The organism is Bordetella sp. 2513F2, assembly GCF_054642735.1.
The window spans coordinates 372,724-391,240 of sequence record NZ_CM137755.1 but is presented as its reverse complement, the minus strand read 5'-3'; the positions used below and the strand labels follow the sequence as shown (position 1 = coordinate 391,240).

Here is an 18,517-nt window from a genome sequence, read left to right as displayed (position 1 = left end):
CTGCGGCCCGACTATCCTTCCTAGAATGCCGCCACACCCCAAAAAGCTGGACGAACCGGATTGGGCGAGGAGACATTCATGCATCGAACCATCGCGCGGCTGGCGATATGCCTCGCCGCACTCTGCAATGCCCCGGCATGGGCTGCCGCGACCGACGCGCGGATAGACAGGATCATCGTCCCGTATGCGGCGGGCGGAGTCACCGACCTTTACGGCCGTGTCCTGGCCGAACGCCTGCAGGCCGGCCAGGGCAGCCCCGTCATCGTGGAGAACCGCCCGGGAGGCGGCGGCGCCATCGGCACCGCACAGGTGGCCAAGAGCCCGCCCGACGGCCGCACCCTGCTGCTGGGCAGCGTGGGCACGGCCACCAATCCGGCAATGATCGAATCGCTGCCCTACGAGCCCGATGACATCGTGCCGGTAGCTCAGGTGGCCGTGAGCCCGCTGGTGCTCTACGTGCGTGCGGGAATGAAGCCCGATGTCCAGGCGCTCGTGGAATACGCCAGGGAGAATCCCGGCCATCTGACGTTCGCCAATTCCGGCGTGGGCTCCAGCCCGAACCTGGCGGCGGCGCTGTTCGCCCGGGAGACGGGCGTGCAGGTCACGCACGTCAGCTACCGCGGCACGTCGGCCGCCATCAATGATTTCCTCGGCGGGCAGGTGGACGCCTATTTCGACACGCTGCAGGCCATGCCGCACGTCAAGTCGGGCCGCATCCAGGCCGTGGCCGTGGCCGCGCCGGAACGCCTGGAAGAAGCGCCGGAGCTTCCCACGCTGGACGAGCTGGGCATTGCCAAGGTGCATGCCTCGAGCTGGTGGGGAATCTTCGTGCCGTCGGGGACGCCGCAGGGCGTCATCGACGCGCTCCAGGCGCGCCTGCGCACGGTGGTGGCCGAGCCCGAGGTGCGCCGCAAGGCGGCCGACATGGGCACCGTGGCGATCTACCGCGACCAGGCCGGATTCCGACAGTTCTTCGACCAGGAAGTCGCACGCTGGGGCGCCATCATCAAAGCCGAAAAACTCTCCGGCCAATAAGCCGATGAACAAGCCTATCGACCCCGCCGGCTGGGACCTGCGCTCGCTGCGCATCTTCTCGATGGTTGCCCGCAGCACCAGCATCACGCGGGTGGCGATCGAGCTCGGGGTCAGTCAGCCTGCGGTCAGCCGCTACCTGTCGGCATTGGAGAAGCAATGCGGTGGCTATCTGTTCACGCGTAACGGGCGCGGCGTCGAGCTCACCGAACTCGGCAAGCAGGTATTGCCCATGGCGGAGCAGGTGCTTGCCAGCGCATCGGAGCTGAGCGATGCCGTGGCCAGCAGCCGCGGCAAGGTCTCCGGCCTGGTGCGCATCGGCACCCTCCCGTCATTGAGCGGTCCGCTGATCATTCCGCTGCTGCTACGGCTGCAGCACGAATATCCCGACATCCGCATGCAGATCGTGGAGAGCGCCGCAGGGCAGATCGAAAGCTGGCTGCAGCGCCGAGAGATCGACATCGGCCTGCCGTACCGGAGCCACGATGCCGTGGGGCAGGACGAGGAAGTGCTGCTCCGGCTTCCGTCCTATCTCGTCGGGCCGCCGGGAGACCGCATCACGTCTGCCCCGACCGTGCCGTTCAGGGCGCTGGACAAGCTGCCGCTGGTGCTGTCGTGCAAGCCGTCATCCGTGCGCATGATGCTGGACGAGATGGGCCGGCGCCATGACGTGGATGTGCGCGTGGCGGTGGAAGCGGATTCCGGCTTCATCCAGAAGCAGATGGTGGTGCGGCGCGCCGGCTACACCGTGTTGCCGTGGCATGTCGTCGCAGCCGAAGTCGAGCGGGGGGAGCTGCAGGCGGCGGAGATCGTGCAGCCTTCCGTGATCCGCATCGTTTCGCTCATGCAGACCGATCGCCCGACGCAGGCCGTGCGGGTGGTGACCGCCATGCTGCGGGAGATCGTGGACGAATCCGTGGCGCGCCTGGACGCCCTGCCGCGCGACGGCTCGCCGCACTGAAGAACCTGTCGCAGACAGGCATACCAACGAGGAGACAGGACAATGATGAAATTCTTCTGGCGCAGCATTGCCATGGCACTGGTCGCATGCAGTGCGCACGCCGGCTACCCCGACAAGCCCATACGCATGGTGGTCCCGTTCGCCCCGGGCGGCGGGGCCGACTTCACCGCGCGCGTCGTGGCCGAGACGCTGTCCGCCAAGCTGAACCAGCAGGTCATCGTCGAGAACAAGCCCGGCGCGGGCGGACTCATCGGGGCGGCAGCCGTGGCGCGGGCCGAGCCCGACGGCTATACGGTGCTGTACACCACGCCGGGCCAGCAGATGACGCTGCCCTTCCTGGTCAAGGAGATGCCGTACGACCCCGATGCGCTGCGGCCCGTGTCCCAGGTTTCACTGGCCCCCAGCGTGCTGGTGGTCAACAAACAGCTGGGGGTGCAGACCCTGGACGAACTGATCCAGCTCGCGAAGAAGCGGCCGGGCGAAATCACCTATGTGAGTGCAGGCATCGGCGCCTCCAGCCACCTCAATGGCGAGCTGCTGCAGCGCCTGGCCGGGATCCAGCTGCAGCATGTGCCCTACAAGGGCACCGGCGAGGCGCTCAAGGACCTGGTGGGCGGCAGCGGCGACATGGCCATCGATACCGTGGGGATCTACACCGCCTTCATCAAGGACGGCCGGCTCGTTCCACTGGGCGTGACGACGCCCGAGGAAGTGCCGGTATTGCCTGGCGTGCCGCCGCTCTCGCGCACCCTGCCCGGCTATGACGCGTCGCCTGTCAACTACATCACGGTTCCGCGCGCCACGCCGCAAGCCGTCGTGGACAGGCTGGCCACGGCCCTGCAGCAGACCATCGCCGAACCCAAGGTGAAGGCCCAGATGCTGACACAGGGCATCCTCGCCATCGCCAACACGCCGGCGGAGATGGAAGAGCTGGTGCGCAAGGAACAGGCCCGTTGGCGCAAGGTCATCGCCGACGCCGGCATCACCCCCAAATAGAACGACCAGGAGCCCCTGCATCATGTTGCGGCAGCAGAATCATCCCCTTTCCCATATCCGCGTGCTCGACCTGAGCCGGGTACTTGCCGGCCCCTGGGCCAGCCAGACGCTGGCAGACCTGGGCGCCTCGGTGATCAAGGTGGAGCAGCCAGGCGTGGGCGACGACACCCGCGCCTGGGGCCCGCCCTTCCTGTCCCGGGCCGACGGGTCCCGGACGGGCGAGTCGGGCTACTACCTGATCTGCAACCGCGGCAAGCGATCCGTCACGGTGAACCTGAAATCGCCTCGCGGGCAGGCGCTGATCCGGCGCATGGCGCGCGAGGCCGACGTGGTGCTGGAGAATTTCAAGGTGGGCGCGCTGGACCGGCTGGGGTTGGGATACGAGCACCTCCGGGCCGAGAATCCCCGGCTCGTCTACTGCTCGATCACCGGTTTCGGCCAGGAAGGGCCGCGAGCCCAGCAGCCCGCCTACGACTTCATGATCCAGGCCATGAGCGGCATGATGAGCATCACCGGGGAGTCCGATGACCGGCCGGGCGGCGGGCCGATGAAAATCGGCGTGCCCATGGTGGACCTCATCACCGGGCTGTATGCCGCCACGGGCATCCTGGCTGCGCTGGCCCGGCGCGACGCGACCGGCGAAGGCGAGCACATCGACATGGCCATGCTCGACGTGGGCGTGACGCTGCTGGCCAACCAGGCGATGAACTACCTGCTCACAGGCAGCGTGCCGCCCCGCAGGGGCAACCGCCACCCGAACATCCAGCCCCAGCGGGTGTACCAGTGCCGGGATGGCCGCATCATCATGGCCATCGGGTCGGACCAGCAGTTCGCCAAGCTGTGCCGGGTGCTGGGCCATCCCGAAATGGCAGAGGACGAGCGCTTTCGAACCAATGCTGCGCGCGTGGTCAACCTGGCCCTGCTCGATCCGTGGCTGGACGAGCAGCTGGCGCAGCGCGACAAGGCGGGGCTGCTCGCGGCCCTCGAACGCGAAGGCGTGCCATCAGGGCCCATCAACAACATCGCCGAAGTATTCGAGGACCCGCAGGTCGAGCATCGCGAAATGCGCTATACGCTGCCCCATCCCGAGGGGCTGCAGATACCGCAGGTGCGCAGCCCCTTCCGCTTCAGGAACGCCCAACCGCGCCTGGGCGACGCCCCGCCCACGCTGGGACAGCACACCGAGGAAGTCCTGCGCGAGTTCGGCCTGCCGCCGGAAGAAATCGCCGAGCTGCGCTCGGAACACGTCATTTGAGCAGCGGAGGGAAGCATGCACGACTACCAGTTCGAGACACTACAGGTGCAGGTCCAGGACCATGTCGCGACCGTATGGCTGGACCACCCGCCGGTCAATGCGGTGGGCACTCAGCTCATCGCAGACCTGACCCTGGCCATGGACTGCTTCGGCGAAGACCCGCAAGTACGTTGCGTCGTCCTGACCGGCAAAGGGCGGGTGTTCTGCGCCGGTGCGGACCTGAAGAACCGGTCGCAGATGCTAGGCCAGCCTGGCGGGCTGCCCCAGCATTCGCGGCGCACCAGGGAACTGTTCCACGCGATCCGCGAATGCCCCAAGCCCGTGATCGCTGCGCTCAACGGGCCCGCGCTGGGCGCCGGCCTGGGCATTGCCGCATCCTGCGACATTCTGCTAGCTGCGGAGGGAGCATGCCTGGGCCTGCCGGAGGTCGACGTGGGCCTGCTGGGCGGGGTGAAGCATGCGCAGCGGCTGTTCGGCCATTCGCGCCTGCGGCGCATGATGCTCACGGGCTACCGGGTGCCGGCCGAGGAGCTGTACCGGCAGGGCGTGGTGGAGGCCTGCCTGCCCGCGGACCGGCTGCTCGGGGAAGCGCAGGACATCGCCCGCCAGATCGCCTCCAAGAGTCCGGTGTCGGTGCAGCTGATGATACAGACGGCCAATGCCATCGAAGACATGAGCCTGCGCGACGGCTACCGGTACGAACAGGACATGACGGCACAGGTGGCCAAGACGGAAGACGCGCAGGAAGCGCGCCGCGCCTTCCTGGAGAAGCGCCCTCCCGTGTTTCACGGGCGCTGAGCCGGCGCAGGCGGATCGGCGTGTGGGCCCTGCCGCTATGCCCGATCCGCCCGCTCCACGTCGGCGCGGCGCCAGCGCAGCAGCGCCAGGCCCGGCAGGGCAATCGCCACCGTGAGCATGAAGAAGCCTGGCCAGCCCAGGCCTTCCACCAGCGGCGGGGTGAGCGGACCCGCCAGGTAGGTGCGGCCCACCGCCGAGAGGGCCGACAGCAGGGCGAACTGCGTGGCCGTGAAGCGATGGTCGCACAGCCCCATCAGCAGCGCCACGAAGGCGGCCGTGCCCAGGCCGCCACACAGGTTCTCCACCCCGACCACGGCGGCCATCAGCGCGAGGCTCTTGGGCCCCACGGCCACCAGCCAGTAGCCGAGGTTGGAGACGGCCTGCAGCAGGCCGAAGGCCAGCAGCGAGCGATACAGCCCCAGCCTGGCCATCAGGGCGCCGCCGGCCAGCGCGCCGACGATGGTGGCGCTGAGCCCGAGTATCTTGTTCACCGCGCCGACTTCGGTGGGCGTGAAGCCGGCGCCTCGGATCAGGAAGGTGGTGGACAGCGCGCCGGCGAAAGCGTCGCCCAGCTTGTAGAGCACGATGAGCGCCAGCACCGTCCAGGCTTCGGGACGCCGGAAGAATTCGCCGAAGGGTTCGACCAGCGCGGCGCGCAGCGTCCGCGGCACCTGGGCCGGCACGTCGGGCTCCGGCGCGGCCAGCGTCACCAGGGCGGCCAGGCCCATCAGCGCGCCCATCAGCACATAGGTATTGCCCCAGCCCAGCCAGCTGTCGGCCAGCACCAGGGCCAGGCCGCCGGAGACCAGCATCGCCAGCCGGTACCCCAGCACCGACAGCGCCGCGCCAGCGCCGCGCTCGTTCTTCTGCAGCACGTCGGTGCGATAGGCGTCGAAGGCGATGTCCTGCGTGGCGGAGAAGAAGGCCACCAGCACGGCGAGCAGGGCCAGGGGCCCGAGCGCCTGGCCGGGAGAAAGCAGGCCCATGGCCATGATGCCGGCGGCGAGCAGCAGCTGCGTCAGCAGCATCCAGCCGCGGCGCCGGCCCAGCAGCGGCGGGACGTAGCGGTCGACCAGCGGCGCCCACAGGAACTTCAGCGTGTATGCCGTGCCCACCAGGGTGAGGAAGCCGATGTCCTGCAGCGAGACGTTCTCGACGGTGGCCCAGGCCTGCAGCGTGCCGCCGGTGAGGGCCAGCGGCAGCCCGCTGGCAAAGCCCAGCACCAGCAGCGGCGCCACGCGCCGGCTCAAGTACATCCTGATTGCATGCGGCGCGTCAGTGATGGCCGATCTCCCGGAATGCGATGGCCGGCGTCATGCCGGCCAGGGTCCACGGCATATTAACCAATGCGCGGAGAGCTTCGGTTCGCCGTTCAGTCCGCCGTGTAGCGGTACACCGCCAGGGTGCTGCGCCAGCTGGGCAGCGCACGCACCTCCCGGTCTCCGTTGAAGGTGGCCCGCTCTAGGATGCGCAGCCCCAGCTTGCCGGCCAGGTCCTCGAAATCGCGCAGCGTGCACAGGTGGATGTTGGGCGTGTCGTACCACTGGTACGGCATCTGCCCGGTCACCGGCATGCGGCCGCGCAGGATGGACCAGCCATGGGGCCAGTAGCCGAAGTTGGGGAACGACACCACGCCATAGCGCGCCACCCGGGCCATCTCGCGCAGGATGTGCTCGGTGCGGTGCATGGACTGCAGGGTCTGCGACAGCACCACCGTGTCGAATTGCCGGTCGTCGAACAGCGCCAGGCCGTCCTCGAGGTTCTGCTGTATCACTTCCACGCCGCGCCGCACGCAGGCGATGACGTAGTTGTCGTCGATCTCGACGCCGGCGCCGCGCACCTGGCGGTGATCGCGCAGCCAGGCCAGCAGCGCGCCGTCGCCGCAGCCGAGGTCGAGCACGCGGCTGCCGGGCTCGATCCAGCCGGCGATGCGGGCCAGGTCGGGGCGCAGCACGGTGGGTTCCGGGCGGGCGGAAACGGGCGTCATGCGGCGCACTCCGGGAGGGTGGCGAGAAGGCCGAGTTCGCGCGCGATCCGCTCGTAGTAGCCGCGCACCACCGCGTGGTAGCGCGCGTCGTCGAGCAGGAAGGCATCGTGCCCGTGGGGCGCGTCGATCTCGGCATAGGTGACCGGCCGGCCGTTCTTGAGCAGCGCGCGCACGATCTCGCGCGAGCGCTCAGGCGGGAAGCGCCAGTCGGTGCTGAACGACACCAGCAGGAAATCGGCCTGGGCCGGCGCCAGCGCGCGGGCCAGGTCGCCGCCGGTGTCGCGCGCGGGATCGAAGTAGTCGAGCGCGCGCGTGATCAGCAGATAGGTGTTGGCGTCGAAATAGCGCGAGAATTTCTCGCCCTGGTAGCGCAGGTAGGATTCGACCTCGAACTCCACGTCGTAGCCGTAGCGGTAGGCGCCGTCGGCTGCGGGCTCGCGCTGGGTACGCCCGAATTTCTCGGCCATGTCGTCGTCCGACAGGTAGGTGATGTGGCCTATCATGCGCGCCACCGACAGGCCGCGGCGCGGCACGGTGTTGTGCGCGTAGTAGTCGCCGCCATGGAAGTCGGGGTCGGTGATGATGGCGCGGCGCGCCACTTCGTTGAAGCCGATGTTCTGCGCCGACAGGCGCGGCGTGCTGGCGATCACCACGCAATGCGCCACGCGCTCCGGACACGTGATGGCCCAGCTGAGCGCCTGCATGCCGCCCAGCGAGCCGCCCATCACGGCGGCAAAGCGCTGGATGCCGAAGTGGTCCGCCACGCGGGCCTGGGCGCGCACCCAGTCTTCCACCGTGAGCACGGGGAACGCCGCCCCCCATGGCCTGCCCGTGGCCGGATTGATGCTGGCCGGCCCGGTGGAACCGAAGCAGGAGCCCAGGTTGTTCACCCCGATCACGAAGAAGCGGTCGGTGTCGACGGGCTTGCCGGGGCCCACCATGTTGTCCCACCAGCCGACGTCCTTCGGATCTTCGGCCGAGATGCCGGCCACATGATGCGAGGCATTGAGCGCATGGCAGATCAGCACCGCATTGCTGCGCGCGGCATTGAGCGTGCCGTAGGTCTCGATCACGAGTTCGTAGGCGTCGAGCCGCTGTCCGCTGGCCAGGGGCAGCGGCTGGTCGAAGCGCAGCACGGTGGGCGAGACCAGCCCCAGGGTGGCGGGCGCCGGAATGGTGTCGGAAACGGGGGAGGCCCTGCCAGGCAGGGATTCGGCGGCGGGGCCGTCGGTGGGCGAACCGGCAACGGGCACGCCCGCCGGATGAAGCGCGGTGAGGGTCATTCGGACCTCTTTAGCTGGATTTATAGAGGCGCCCGCAAGCGGATCAGGCAAATCGGCGCCGTTCGAAGCAGGAATTCTAGCACCAGCCGGAAGCCGGTCCGGCGCGCTCAGGCCGGCCCGGCCTCCTGGCTCAGGTATTCGTAGCGCTCGGTGTTCACGCGCGACACCCGCCATTCCACCGGCTGGCGGCTGTAGGAATACGCCACGCGGCGCACCTCGAGCAGCGGCGTGCCGACCGCCACGCCGAGCCAGCCTGCATGCACGGCGTCGGCCTGCCCGGCACGCAGGCGTTCGTCGGTGGCGATCACGTTCACGCCGAAGGCTTCCTGGTAGAGGCTGTACAGCGTGCTGGGGCGGTCGCGCAGGATCTGCTCGGTGAGACCGGCATAGCGGTCTTCGGGCAGGCAGATGTCGTCGACCTGGACCACGTCGCCATTGAGCGAGAGCACGTTGGAGAACTCGAACACCGAAGCGCCGCTGGGCAGGCCCAGCTTCTCGCGCACCAGCGCCGTGGCCCGCACGCGGCGAAAGCGCCGCAGGGTGGTGGTGGGATAGGACTTGTGTCCGTCCTGGCGCACGATGCGGAAGAACTTGAAGAAATGCGCGTTGCGCGTATGCACGGCCACGTAGGTGCCGCGCCCCTGGTGACGCACCAGGATGTTCTCGGCGGCAAGTTCGTCGATGGCCTTGCGCAGCGTGCCGATGGATACGCCGAAGCGCTCGGCCAGCTGCTTTTCCGGCGGAAGGGCCTCGCCCTGTTTCCATTCGCCCAGCGCGAGGGCGGCAAGCACGGCCTGCTTGACCTGCTCGTACAGGGGGCTGCCCAGCGGTACCACGGATTGCAGACTGTTGTTCATTCGCTCTACCCGACTCAAGTGAGGTCCGTCCACCGCTTCGGGCCGACGGCGGACGCCTTGCAGTGTAACGGCCGGCATGGCGTCCGCTCAAGTCATTTAATTCATATATATGATTTGGTTGACATGGAGGAAAGCGGCACATAAGATGCATCCACGACCGGCTGCCGCGACGCCGGAACCACAAGGAGGACACAAATGATTCACGCCGTATTGCACGACGCCAAGGACACCGTGGCCGTCGCCGTGGTCGAGGGACTGGCCGCCGGCACCCAGCTCAACGCCTGGATCATGGACGAGGACCGCGTCATCCAGGTCCGCGCCCAGCAGGACATCCCCATCGGCCACAAGGTGGCACTGACCGACATGGCGGTCGGCGACACCGTCTACAAGTACGGCGTCGACATCGGCAAGGTGGTCGCACCGATCAAGGCGGGCGAGCACGCGCACGTGCACAACATCAAGACCAAGCGCTGGTAAGCGTCTTCGCCACTCAAAGGACACCCACCATGGCCATCGTTTCTTCCTCGACCACCTTCTTCGGCTACCGTCGCGACAACGGCCGCGTCGGCGTGCGCAACCACGTCATCGTGCTGCCCGTGGACGACATTTCCAACGCCGCGGCCGAAGCCGTGGCCAACAACATCAAGGGCACCCTGGCCCTGCCCCACCCCTATGGCCGCCTGCAGTTCGGCGAAGACCTGGAACTGCATTTCCGCACGCTGATCGGCACCGGCTGCAACCCGAACGTGGCCGCCGTGATCGTGATCGGCATCGAAGAAGGCTGGACCAAGCGGGTGGTCGACGGCATCGCCGCCACCGGCAAGCCCGTGGCCGGCTTCAGCATCGAGCTGCACGGCGACCACGACACCATCATGCGGGCCTCGCGCCAGGCCAAGGAATACGTGCACTACGCCACCGCGCTGCGCCGCGAGGAATGCCCCCTCTCCGAGCTGTGGGTCTCCACCAAGTGCGGCGAGTCGGACACGACCTCGGGCTGCGGGGCCAACCCCACGGTGGGCAACGCCTTCGACAAGCTGTACGGGCTGGACTGCACCCTGGTGTTCGGCGAAACCTCGGAACTCACCGGCGGCGAGCACATCGTGGCGCAGCGCTGCGCCAACGACGCGGTGCGCGAGCGCTTCATGTTCATGTTCAACCGCTACCAGGCCATGATCGACCGCTGGAAGACCAGCGATCTGTCCGAGTCCCAGCCCACCAAGGGCAACATCGCCGGCGGCCTCACGACCATCGAGGAAAAGGCGCTGGGCAACATCCAGAAGATCGGCAAGAAATGCCGCGTGGACGGCGTGCTCGACAAGGCCGAGATCCCCACCGGCAAGGGGCTGTGGTTCATGGATTCGTCGTCGGCCGCCGCCGAGATGGTGACCCTGTGCGCCGCGTCGGGCTTTGCCGTGCATTTCTTCCCCACCGGACAGGGCAACGTCATCGGCAACCCGATCCTGCCGGTGATCAAGATCTGCGCCAACCCGCGCACGGTGCGCACGATGTCCGAGCACATCGACGTGGACACCTCCGGCCTGCTGCAGCGCGAGATCGACCTGGACCAGGCCGGCGACAAGCTGCTGGAATGCATGCTGGCCACCGCCAACGGCCGCTGGACCGCGGCCGAGGCGCTGGGCCACCGCGAGTTCGTGCTCACGCGCCTGTTCGAAAGCGCCTGACCACACCCGGCGAGGCAGGCCGTCCGCCGGCCTGCCTCGCCCCCACACCAAGACCGCCGCACGGGCATTCCGCCCGGCAGGCGGCCGCAGTCCCGGGCGCGCATGCCCCGCGGCAGCACAGCGGAGCAGTCCTGCAGCCCGGCCATCCAGAGGAGACCGAGACATGATCCGCAAGACGACGATGCATAGCCCTGCCGACCCGCTGCGCCGCCGCGTGCTGCGCGCAGCCGGTGGCGCAGGCCTGCTGTCCGTGCTGCCCGCGGCCGGCGCACTGGCGGCGCAGGAAGGCTGGCCCGGGCATGCCATCAACTATGTGGTGCCCTTTCCCCCCGGCGGCCTCACCGACGTGGCCGCCCGCACGGTGGCCAAGGCCATCACCGAAACCCAGGGCTGGAACGTGGTGGTGGAGAACAAGCCCGGCGGCAACGCCAACATCGGCGCCACCTACGTGGCGCGCGCCAAGGCCGACGGCCTGACCTGGCTGGCCATCACGCTCTCGCACGCCGCCAACGCCACGCTCTATGCCGGCAAGGCGGGCTACGACCTGCTCACGGACCTGACGCCGCTGGCGGGGCTGGCCTCGTCCACGATGCTGGTGGTGGTGAACGCGAAAAGCCCCGTCAAGAGCATGGCCGATCTCCAGGAAGCCGCGCGCGGCGGCAAGCTCACCGCGGCCTCCAGCGGCAACGGCACGCCGCCGCATCTCACGCTGGCCCTGTACCAGAAACTGACCGGAACGCGCATCACCCATATCCCCTACAAGGGCGGCTCGCCCTCGCTCACCGACCTGATGGGCGGCCATGTGGACGTGATCTTCTCCAACTACCCCGAATCGCTGCCGCACGTGCAGAGCGGCGCCCTGCGCGCCCTCGCCGTCACGACCCGGGAGCGCAGCCCGGACCTGCCCGATGTGCCCACGGTGGCCGAGGCAGGCCTGCCCGAGCTGGTGGTGGAGAACTTCACCGGGGTGATGGCGCCGGCCGGCACGCCGCAGGAGGTGATCCAGCGCGCCGGCGACGCCATCGTGGCCGAGATGCGCAAGCCCGCCATGCAGCAGACCCTGGCGAAACTGGGCTTCATCCCGCGCCCGCGCGGGCCTGCGGAGTTCGGCGACTATGTGCGTTCCGAGGTGCAGCGCTGGAGTACGATCATCCGCGAGGCCGGCATCCAGACCGCCTGACGCAGGGAGCCCATACATGTCTGTCGTAATCGCCGAGTTCATGGACGAAGCCGCGGTCGCCGCGCTGGCGCGCCGCTACGCCGTGCACTACGACCCCGCCCTGGTGGATCGGCGCGACGCGCTGCTGGCCGGCTGTGCGCAGGCCGAGGCGCTGATCGTCCGCAACCGCACGCAGGTCGACGCCGCCCTGCTCGAGGCTGCGCCGCGGCTGCGCGCGGTGGGCCGCCTGGGCGTGGGCCTGGACAACATCGACGTGCAGGCCTGCCGCGACCGCGGCATCGCCGTGCTGCCGGCCACGGGCGCCAATGCGCGGGCCGTGGCCGAGTATGTCGTCACCACCGTGCTGATGCTGCTGCGCGGGGCCTATGGCCATGGCGCCGCGGTAGCCGCCGGCGACTGGCCGCGCACGGCGCTGTCGGCGGGCCTGGAGGCCGAGGGCCGCGTGCTCGGCATCGTGGGCTTCGGCGGCATAGGCCGGCTGGCGGCGCGCCTGGCAAGGGGCCTGGACATGCGCGTTGCCGCGCACGACCCCATGCTGCCCGATGACGCGCCCGACTGGGCCGAGGCCGGCGTGCGGCCCATGCCGCTGGATGCGCTGCTGGCCGAGGCCGACGCCGTCAGCCTGCACATCCCGCTCACGCCGGAAACACGCGGCCTGTTCGACGCGCAGCGCCTGGCCCGCATGAAGCAGGGCGCCATCCTGGTCAACACGGCGCGCGGCGGCATCGTCGACGAAGCGGCGCTGGCGCAGGCGCTGCGGGCCGGCGCGCTGCGCGGCGCGGCAGTGGATGTCTTCGCCGACGAACCGCTGCCGGCGGGCAGCCCGCTGGCCGACGCCCCAAACCTGATCCTCACCCCGCACATCGCCGGCCTGACGCAGGAGGCCAACCAGCGCGTCTCCAGCCTGGTGGCGCAGCGCGTGGCCGAGGCGCTGGGGCAGCCGCTGTGAGACGGCTGCGCCGGCAGGCGGCATGCCGCCCATTCCCGATCCGAAACGACACGCTTCCATGGCAAAGATCACGATAGACGAACTGCAGGAACTGGCTGCGCAGGCCCTCGCGGCCAGCGGCGCCTCCCCCGACATGGCCCGCGCCACCGCCGAGGCCCTGGTGCGCGCCGACGCGCAAGGCCTGTCCTCGCACGGCGTATCGCGCGTGCCCTCGTACGCGGCGCACCTGCGCAACGGCCGCGCAGACGGCTCGGCACGCCCGGCCATCCTGGCGCAGCGCGGCGCGGCCCTGCTGGTGGACGCGGGCGACGGCCTGGCCTTCCCGGCCTGCGCGCTGGCCGTGGCGGAAGCGGTGGCGCGGGCGCGCACGCACGGCGTGTCCTATGCTGCAGTCACCCGCAGCCATCACGCCGGCGTGATGGCCCTGCATCTCGAACCGGTGGCGCGCGCCGGCATGGTGGGGCTGGCATTCGGCAATTCCCCCGCCGCCATGCCGGCCTGGGGCGGCAGGCGCGCCCTGTTCGGCACCAACCCCATCGCGGCCGTGTTCCCGCGCCGCGAGGCCGATCCGCTGGTCATCGACCTGTCCTTGTCGGAGGTGGCGCGCGGCAAGCTGATGGTGGCCGCCCGCGACGGCCAGCCCATCCCCCTGGGCTGGGCGCTGGACGCGGAGGGCAGGCCCACCACCGATCCCAAGGCCGGCCTGGCCGGCAGCATGCTGCCCATGGGCGGCGTCAAGGGCGCCATGCTGGCGCTGGTCGTGGAGCTGCTGGTCTGCGCGCTGGGCGGCGCACAATTCGGTTTCGAGGCCGACTCGTTCTTCACGGACGAGGGCAACAAGCCACGCATCGGCCAGGCTTTCCTGGTGCTGGACCCGGATGCCCTGGCCGGCCGCGACGCGTTCCTGGAACGCGTCGAGACGCTGGTGGCCGCGATGCTGCAGGATGCCGACGTGCGCCTGCCGGGCGCGCGCCGGGCCGCACTGGCGCGGCAGGCGGGGTCGGAAGGCGTGACGCTGCCCGATGCGCTGCTGGCCCAGCTGCGCAACCTGGCAGGCAGCTAGGCCTGTCAACAAGGCCCTGGAACCTCAGCGGCGCACCGTGGGCGCCGGCAGGCCTTCCAGCGCCACGTCGATGCATGCGGGCAGGCCGCTGCGGCGCGCGGCATGCAAGGCCTGCTCGAGTTCGAGCGCCGTGTCGGCATGGGCGCCGTAGCCGCCGAATGCGGCCGCCACCCGGTCGTAGCGCGTAGGCAGGAGCTCGCAGCCCATCAGCCGGTCGGCGCCATAGCTGTTGCGCTGGATCTGGTATTCGGCGTTCCAGCGCGCGTCGTTGCCGACCACGCAGATCATGGGCGCGTCCGCGCGCAGCGCGGTATCGAATTCGGCGCAATGGAATCCGAAGGTGCCGTCTCCCATCATGGCCACCACCGGCGCGCCGGGCCGCGCCAGCTGCGCCGCCACGGCCATGGGCAGCGCGGCGCCGATGGCGCCCGCAGGGCCGTTGACGAGCCGATGCGGCGCACGCAGGCAGGCCTGGGCCCATTGGCCGAACTCGCCGCCATCGACCACCAGCACCGACTCCGCATGGCTGTCCAGCAGCGCCTGTATCGGTTCGCACAGGCGCGCCGGATGCACCGGCGTCGCGTCCACCGGCGCGGCGCGCCATTGCGCCGGCCGGTAGGCCAGCGCCTGCGCAGCCTCCGCAAGCCAGCCCGCATGCCGCGCCAACGGGGCGCCGGCCGCTTGCGCCAGCGCTTCCAGCGCAGGCAGCGCATCGGCGCACAAGGCGGTTTCCAGGCGCGGCCCCACCGCGCGCCGCGTCCGGGCGAGCTCAGTGCCGTCCGGATCCACCTGCACGAATGCGCAGGCGGGATCGAACACGGGCGGCTGGCCGAACTTCAGCGTGAAATCCAGCCGCTTGCCCAGCAGCAGCACGCAGTCGGCCTGGCCCAGCAGTTGGGCGAAGGCGCCCAGCGCCGGATCGTTGCTGCCGCGCGGGCTCTCGGTGGCCACCACCGGCAGCCCCAGCGCGTCCTGCGCGGCAGCCACGGCGCGCCGCCCGGCATGGGTGAGACCCTGCGGGCCCACCAGCACCAGCGGCCGCGCCGCCTCGCGCAGGCGCTGCACCAGGGCCTGCGCGCCGGCCGCGCCCAGGCCCTGCGGCACGGCGAGGAAGTCCTGTGGCGCCGGCAGCGACGCGGCTTCCGTGCGCGCTTCCAGCACGTCGGTCGGCAGACTGAGATGCACCGGGCCGGGCCTGCCGCTGCGCGCCAGGCGACAGGCGCGCGCGACGTCGGCGGCCATGGAGGCCGCGTCGCGCACGGCCCATGCCGCCTTCGTCACCGGCGCCGCCATGGCGACCTGGTCCATCTCCTGGAAAGCGCCCCAGCCCGCCTGGCTCAGCGGCGCATGGCCGGACAGCAGCAATACCGGCGACTCCGACATGGCAGCGGTATACAGGGCCGACACGGCGTTGGCATGGCCGGGCCCGCCCGTGACCAGCGCCACGCCCACCTCGCCGGTGAGCCGGGCCCAGGCATCGGCCATGTGCACGGCCGCGCCCTCGTGCCGCACGTGCAGCAGCGGCAGGGCCGTGTCGATCAGCGCGTCGTACACCGGCATGATGTGATTGCCCGACAGCGAGAAGATCCGGCTCACGCCGGCTTGCCGCAGGGACCGCGCCAGCAGGTCGGCGCCGCGCAGGGAGGCAGTCATGGGTGGGTTCCTCGTCGGTGGAAAGGACCACGGCCTTGCCGGGATCCTCGCAGGAGCAGCAGCCTCACACTGTACGGCATATCGCCGGCCGTCCTCAGCCTCGCGCCAGCCACAGCGCCAGCGGCGCCAGCGCCAGGAACACCACGGTGGACACGAGCACCGCGCCGGCCACGGCATCGCCCTGGTCGGTATAGCGGCGCGCATACATGTAGCTGACGACCGCGCACGGCATGGCCATCTGCAGCGCCAGCGAGCCGCCCAGCTCGGCTGGCAGGTCCAGCAGCCACACCACCAGCGCGCCGGCCAGCAAGCCCACCCCCAGGCGCATGGCCGCCAGCATGGAACCCGTGCGCAGCCCGCTGGCGGGGATCAGGGCCAGGGCATGGCCCAGGCTGATGAGCATCAGCGGCACCGTGACGCCGCCCAGCAGCGCGCAGGTCTCGATCACCCATTGCGGCACGGGGACATGGAGCGCCCGCAGCGTCACCGCCGCCACGGCGGCGATGAGCACGGGGCTGCGCCAGCTGCCGCGCGTGCTGGTGTCGGCCACCAGGCGCACGCCCACCGTGTGCATCACGAAGGAATTCACCGCGAAGAAAGCCACGGCCACCGACAGCCCTGCATCGCCGAAGGCCAGATGCGACATGGGCAGGCCCAGGTTGCCGGCATTGGGCAGGAACGCCGTGGGCAGCAGCTGGCGCACCGGCAGCCCCAGGCGGCGCAGCAGCAGCGCGCAGCCCACGGCGCACAGCAGCAGGGCCAGCAGCGACGCCAGCGCGATGTCGACCAGGGCGCCGTCGTCGAGGTGCGTGGTGGCGAAGGTATGGAAGACCAGGGCCGGCGTGGTCACCGAGGTGACCAGCATGGTGACGAAGGCGCCGCCGAAGGGGTAGTCGCGCTTGCCCCAGAACACGCCTATGCCCACGCACGACAACAACGGCAGCATCAACAGCACGGCCGACCCATAGAACTGCACGACGGCAAACATGAAATTCCGCCCCTATCCAGGGAAAAATTGAAGCGACAATGCCGCCCGACATGAATGCTTGTCGTGCGGCGCCTGCGGCGGACAACATCCGCCGTGTCTCCTCCCTTCCTCGCCGCACTATGTCACAGAAAATCCTCTCCGGACGCGAATGCGAGTGCCTGTACTGGGCGGCCTTGGGCAAGACCAGCTGGGAAATCGCGGCGATTCTCGGCCTCAGCGAGCACACCGTCAATTTCCACCTCAAGAACGCCTGCGCCAAGCTGCAGGTGCACAACCGGCGCGCCGCAGTTGCCCAGGCGCTGCAGCGGGGCCTGCTGCCGGCCTTCAATCCGGCGACCTGAGCCTTACCCCCTGCACGAATTCCCGGGCTTGCCGTTCGGGCAGGTTCTCTTCGGTGCCTGCCGCCACGGCCTCGATCAGCATGCCATTGGCCACCCACACCCGGGCCAGCAGCCAGCTGCGCCGTTCGTCCACCTGGCCGTGCACCTCGATGGGCTCGCCGTAAGCCGGCAGCGACTGCGGCGCATCGGCGCCCAGGTTGGCGTACAGCGACTGCATCAGCGCTTCGCCCAGCGCGCGGCTGGCGGCCGGATCGCCCGCCACCCCGGCGGGCAGGGGCGCATAGCCCACCGCGAACACCGCGCGCCGCACCTGCGCGGCCGTGAGCGAGAAGCGCAGCGTGTGCCCGCCCAGCGGCACCTCGCGGGTCTCGGTTTGGACCCGGGCCGGAAAGGCCGCCTGCGCCCGCCCCTCGGCCACGTCCAGCTCGCGCCAGTCGTATTCCGGCGAGCAGGCCGCCAGGCCCAGCAGCGCCAGCAAAATCAGGGCCTTCTTGAGCATGAAACGAAACCGCGCTGAAATCATGGTTTCCCGGGCCGATGCGGCCGATCATCCTGCAGGAAGCCGAAATTGTCGCCGATTTCCCATGTCACTGCCGAAGACGGCGTGCTGCTGGCCAGCTACCTGTGGCCGCCGGCGCCGCGCAGTCCCGCCCCCATGCCGGGGCCGGGCACGCCCAGCATCTATCTCCTGCACGGGCTGAGCGAGCACGCCGGCCGCTACGACCTGCTGGCCCGGCGCCTGGCGGCACGCGGCTGGCTGGTCGGCGCGCACGACCACCGCGGCCACGGGCGCTCGGGCGGCCAGCCCGCCACGCTCGCCGGAGAAGACGACCTGGTGCGCGACGCGGCCCGCTGCCTGCGCGCCTGGACCGCGGAGCACGGCCGCCCGCCGGTGCTGCTGGGGCACAGCCTCGGCGCCCTGGTGGCCGCGCGCATCGCCCAGCAGCGCCTCGCCCCGCTGAGCGGCCTGGTGCTGGCCTCTCCGCCATTCGCCCTGCGGGTGCCGTCATGGGCGCTGCCGCCGCTGCGCTGGCTGGCCGAACGCTGCCCCGACCTGCGCGTGCCGCACGGGCTGGCGCCCTCGTGCATCTCGCATGATCCGGGCATCGTGGCGGCGTTCCGCACCGATCCGCTGGTGCGGCGCTGCATCACCGGTCGCCTGGCCCGCTTCATCGACCGGGCCAGCCAGGCCGCGGTGCGCGACGCGCCCCTGCTTGCCTGCCCCACGCTGCTGCTGGTGGCGGGCGACGACCGCATCGTCGACGCCGCAGGCAGCCGGCGCTTCGCCGCCCGGGCGCCGGCCGGGCTGCTCACGCTGCGCTGGTACGACGAGGCCTGGCACGAGCTGTTCAACGAAATCGCCACGTTGTCGGGCCAGGTGCATGCCGACCTGGACGTCTGGCTGGACGGGCTGGCGGACACATTGTCCCTGCAACCCGTACTGGCTCCCCAAGCGGCGGTGGGCGCCACCCCGTAAAATCGCGCCATCGAA

General features: G+C 70.0%; 19 protein-coding genes and 1 riboswitch. Of the genes, 12 read left to right on the top strand and 7 right to left on the bottom strand.

Features of this window, described 5'->3' with window-relative positions:
• The first annotated feature begins 78 nt into the window (after positions 1-78).
• From ACYBYQ_RS01865 to ACYBYQ_RS01845, 5 genes are read left to right on the top strand one after another with little or no spacing between them, the layout of a single operon-like run.
• Entirely contained in the window at positions 79-1,035 is a 957-nt protein-coding gene (locus ACYBYQ_RS01865; protein WP_459616700.1) for a Bug family tripartite tricarboxylate transporter substrate binding protein, read from the top strand.
• Between the two features lie 4 nt (positions 1,036-1,039).
• Positions 1,040-1,993, top strand: a complete 954-nt coding sequence (locus ACYBYQ_RS01860) for a LysR family transcriptional regulator (protein ID WP_459616699.1) — start codon at positions 1,040-1,042, stop codon at positions 1,991-1,993.
• 42 nt (positions 1,994-2,035) lie between these two features.
• Complete coding sequence (locus ACYBYQ_RS01855) at positions 2,036-2,989, top strand: Bug family tripartite tricarboxylate transporter substrate binding protein (RefSeq protein WP_459616698.1); 954 nt, start codon at positions 2,036-2,038, stop codon at positions 2,987-2,989.
• 22 nt (positions 2,990-3,011) lie between these two features.
• The gene (locus tag ACYBYQ_RS01850; RefSeq protein ID WP_459616697.1) at positions 3,012-4,244 is read left to right on the top strand and encodes a CaiB/BaiF CoA transferase family protein; all 1,233 of its coding nucleotides are present in this window, start codon (positions 3,012-3,014) and stop codon (positions 4,242-4,244) included.
• Positions 4,245-4,259: 15 nt separating this feature from the next.
• Positions 4,260-5,042: an enoyl-CoA hydratase/isomerase family protein gene (locus ACYBYQ_RS01845; protein ID WP_459616696.1), complete on the top strand. Its 783-nt coding sequence runs from the start codon at positions 4,260-4,262 to the stop codon at positions 5,040-5,042.
• A 35-nt stretch (positions 5,043-5,077) separates the two neighbouring features.
• On the opposite strand, the gene ACYBYQ_RS01840 is transcribed toward ACYBYQ_RS01845, so the two are convergent.
• The 4 genes from ACYBYQ_RS01840 to ACYBYQ_RS01825 form a co-directional block, all read right to left on the bottom strand.
• Positions 5,078-6,298 carry a muropeptide transporter gene (locus ACYBYQ_RS01840; RefSeq protein ID WP_459616695.1) on the bottom strand — a complete coding sequence of 407 codons (1,221 nt, stop codon included), beginning with the start codon at positions 6,296-6,298 and terminating at the stop codon, positions 5,078-5,080.
• A 116-nt stretch (positions 6,299-6,414) separates the two neighbouring features.
• Positions 6,415-7,029 (bottom strand): methionine biosynthesis protein MetW, encoded by a 615-nt coding sequence (metW, locus tag ACYBYQ_RS01835; RefSeq protein ID WP_459616694.1) that lies wholly within the window; start codon positions 7,027-7,029, stop codon positions 6,415-6,417.
• On the bottom strand, positions 7,026-8,312 hold the full coding sequence (gene metX, locus ACYBYQ_RS01830) for a homoserine O-succinyltransferase MetX (RefSeq protein WP_459616693.1): 1,287 nt from the start codon (positions 8,310-8,312) through the stop codon (positions 7,026-7,028). Before metX ends, metW begins: the two co-directional genes overlap by 4 nt.
• Positions 8,302-8,381: riboswitch (SAM riboswitch) on the bottom strand. Its footprint overlaps the gene before it by 11 nt.
• A gap of 38 nt (positions 8,382-8,419) precedes the next feature.
• A complete protein-coding gene (locus ACYBYQ_RS01825; RefSeq protein ID WP_459616692.1) occupies positions 8,420-9,169 on the bottom strand; it encodes a GntR family transcriptional regulator in 750 nt (249 codons plus the stop codon).
• A gap of 195 nt (positions 9,170-9,364) precedes the next feature.
• On the opposite strand from ACYBYQ_RS01825, the gene ACYBYQ_RS01820 reads away from it, so the two are divergent.
• From ACYBYQ_RS01820 to ACYBYQ_RS01800, 5 genes are all read left to right on the top strand, one after another.
• On the top strand, positions 9,365-9,646 hold the full coding sequence (locus ACYBYQ_RS01820; RefSeq protein ID WP_459616691.1) for a UxaA family hydrolase: 282 nt from the start codon (positions 9,365-9,367) through the stop codon (positions 9,644-9,646).
• A 29-nt stretch (positions 9,647-9,675) separates the two neighbouring features.
• Positions 9,676-10,851, top strand: coding sequence for a UxaA family hydrolase (locus ACYBYQ_RS01815; protein ID WP_459616690.1), 1,176 nt, complete (start codon positions 9,676-9,678; stop codon positions 10,849-10,851).
• 163 nt (positions 10,852-11,014) lie between these two features.
• Positions 11,015-12,031 (top strand): Bug family tripartite tricarboxylate transporter substrate binding protein, encoded by a 1,017-nt coding sequence (locus tag ACYBYQ_RS01810; RefSeq protein ID WP_459616689.1) that lies wholly within the window; start codon positions 11,015-11,017, stop codon positions 12,029-12,031.
• 16 nt (positions 12,032-12,047) lie between these two features.
• Positions 12,048-12,980 (top strand): hydroxyacid dehydrogenase, encoded by a 933-nt coding sequence (locus tag ACYBYQ_RS01805; RefSeq protein WP_459616688.1) that lies wholly within the window; start codon positions 12,048-12,050, stop codon positions 12,978-12,980.
• 58 nt (positions 12,981-13,038) lie between these two features.
• Positions 13,039-14,043 (top strand): Ldh family oxidoreductase, encoded by a 1,005-nt coding sequence (locus ACYBYQ_RS01800; protein WP_459616687.1) that lies wholly within the window; start codon positions 13,039-13,041, stop codon positions 14,041-14,043.
• 24 nt (positions 14,044-14,067) lie between these two features.
• Here the strand turns inward: ACYBYQ_RS01800 and ACYBYQ_RS01795 are convergent, their stop codons facing one another.
• Positions 14,068-15,696 carry a thiamine pyrophosphate-binding protein gene (locus ACYBYQ_RS01795; protein ID WP_459616686.1) on the bottom strand — a complete coding sequence of 543 codons (1,629 nt, stop codon included), beginning with the start codon at positions 15,694-15,696 and terminating at the stop codon, positions 14,068-14,070.
• Positions 15,697-15,790: 94 nt separating this feature from the next.
• Positions 15,791-16,684, bottom strand: coding sequence for an AEC family transporter (locus ACYBYQ_RS01790; RefSeq protein ID WP_459616685.1), 894 nt, complete (start codon positions 16,682-16,684; stop codon positions 15,791-15,793).
• 119 nt (positions 16,685-16,803) lie between these two features.
• On the opposite strand from ACYBYQ_RS01790, the gene ACYBYQ_RS01785 reads away from it, so the two are divergent.
• A complete protein-coding gene (locus ACYBYQ_RS01785) occupies positions 16,804-17,025 on the top strand; it encodes a response regulator transcription factor (protein ID WP_459618680.1) in 222 nt (73 codons plus the stop codon).
• Here the strand turns inward: ACYBYQ_RS01785 and ACYBYQ_RS01780 are convergent.
• On the bottom strand, positions 17,009-17,548 hold the full coding sequence (locus tag ACYBYQ_RS01780) for a hypothetical protein (RefSeq protein WP_459616684.1): 540 nt from the start codon (positions 17,546-17,548) through the stop codon (positions 17,009-17,011). The two genes, ACYBYQ_RS01785 and ACYBYQ_RS01780, sit on opposite strands and share 17 nt — an antisense overlap.
• A gap of 45 nt (positions 17,549-17,593) precedes the next feature.
• On the opposite strand from ACYBYQ_RS01780, the gene ACYBYQ_RS01775 reads away from it, so the two are divergent.
• Complete coding sequence (locus tag ACYBYQ_RS01775; RefSeq protein WP_459616683.1) at positions 17,594-18,502, top strand: alpha/beta hydrolase; 909 nt, start codon at positions 17,594-17,596, stop codon at positions 18,500-18,502.
• The last annotated feature ends 15 nt before the right edge of the window (positions 18,503-18,517 follow it).